1 protein-coding gene and 1 pseudogene are annotated in these 1,650 nt (G+C 72.0%); both read left to right on the forward strand.

Going from position 1 to position 1,650, the window contains the following annotated elements:
- Positions 1-153 (forward strand): annotated as a pseudogene (locus MU407_RS13935) (succinate dehydrogenase, cytochrome b556 subunit); the annotation flags it as partial.
- A 248-nt stretch (positions 154-401) separates the two neighbouring features.
- Complete coding sequence (locus tag MU407_RS13940) at positions 402-1,379, forward strand: DUF559 domain-containing protein (RefSeq protein WP_246958388.1); 978 nt, start codon at positions 402-404, stop codon at positions 1,377-1,379.
- Positions 1,380-1,650 lie beyond the last annotated feature (271 nt).

Consider the following 1,650-nt stretch of genomic DNA (forward strand, 5'->3'; position numbering starts at 1 on the left):
CACGCCCTCAACGGCCTGCGCGTGATCCTGGTGGACTTCTGGTCCCAGGGCACCAAGCACCAGCGCGGCCTGTTCTGGGCCGTGGTCATCGGATGGGTCGTGCTGATGCTCGGCTTCGTCCCCCGCCCCCTGATGCACATGTTCGGAGCGTGACGATGACTTCCGCGACCTCGCAGCCCGCCTCCCCCTCCCTGCCGGATCCCACCCCGCGCTACCGCCGCCCCCAGCACTACCAGCTGAGAAGCAACGGTTTCGACTCAGATTCGAGTCGGAACGGTTGCTTTGCGTCGCGGGCGCTGTCTGAACACCTCCCCTCCACATTGCCCCGTTGTCCACAACGGGGCTCGCGGGCGGGAATCGGCCCGGACTGCTCTCTAGGGTCAGGCACCATGCGCCCCGCGATGCTCCTGGCCCCTCACCCCTTCCGGGGCGGGCCTCTGCTGCACCGCGATCAGTGGCTCGCCCGGGGCGTGACCCGTCGGCGCCTCGCCTCGCCCGAGTTCACCACCCTCATCCCGGGGTGGTCAGCGTTGTCAAACGATCCGCCGTCGGTGGCCGCGGTGGCGCGGGCGGTGCTCGAGCGCCTGGCGCCGCATCGAGCCGCACTGTGCGGCCCCACCGCCGCCGAGCTGCTGGGCATCAGCCTGCCCCCACGACTGCGGACCGCCGCAACGGGGCGCATCCACGTGCTGTCGCTCTCGGCGAATCGGCTGATGAGCACGTCCTACCGCCGCATCCACCGCGATGGCCGCGGCGACCAGGTGCCCCGGATCCGCCTTGGAGATCTACTGCTCTCCCCGCCCGTGGAGGTGCTCTGTCAGCTCGCCGGGGACCTCACACACGCGGAGCTCGTGGCCGCCTGCGACGCGGTGCTCGATCACCAGCGGCTCCAGATCCCCGCCCCGTCACCGGCGGTCCTGCGCGATGAGCTGCTCCGCCTCACCCCGGCCCCGGGGATCGCGGCGCGGGAGGACGCCCCCTCAGGGGCGCCGCGCCGCGCCCTGCCCGGGGTGCGCGCCATGCTGCGCGCTCTGAACGACGCACGCCCGAACGTCCTATCTCCCTGGGAGACGCACACCCGCCTGCTCCTGCTCAGGGCGGGGTTCCCTGAGCCGGTGCCGAACCTGCCGATCCGCGACCCCGTCACCGGGACGAGGCACATCCTGGATCTCGCCTACCCGGCGCTGAAGATCTGCATCGAGTACGACGGGGACTGGCATCGCACGGATCGGGCGAGGTTTCGGCGCGATCGCCTGAAGGATGCCGTGCTGCGTCGGCTGGGGTGGGAGGTCGTACGGATCACCGTCGAGCAGGCCGTGCGCCCGGAATCGTTCCTGGCCCACCTAAGGGCGGTCTGGTCGGCAATGGAGGCAGCGTGATCACGCGCCGGCGGTCCCGAGCAACCGGAGAGCGTGAACAGCGCGAGGAAGCTAAGCGCCACCGCCCACAGGCCCTTCCGAGCAACGGTTTCGACTCGAATCTGAGTCGGAACCGTTGCTTTATGCGTTGAGGGCGCGGGATGGCCCGGGCCCGGGGTGAAAGGGGCGCGGGAAGGCCCGGGCCCGGGGTGGAAGGGGCGGGCCCGGGGCGCGGCGCCCGCCTCGCCCCGGCCCGGGGCGCAGCGCGCCCGCCCGCCCCGCCCCCCCCCCC

The sequence above is a fragment of the Brachybacterium sp. Marseille-Q7125 genome, assembly GCF_023062615.1.
Lineage (GTDB): Bacteria > Actinomycetota > Actinomycetes > Actinomycetales > Dermabacteraceae > Brachybacterium.

Coding starts and splice junctions, on each gene's coding strand:
- MU407_RS13940 (WP_246958388.1), top strand. CDS start 402: ATGCTCCTGGCCCCTCACCCCTTCCGGGGCGGGCCTCTGCTGCACCGC.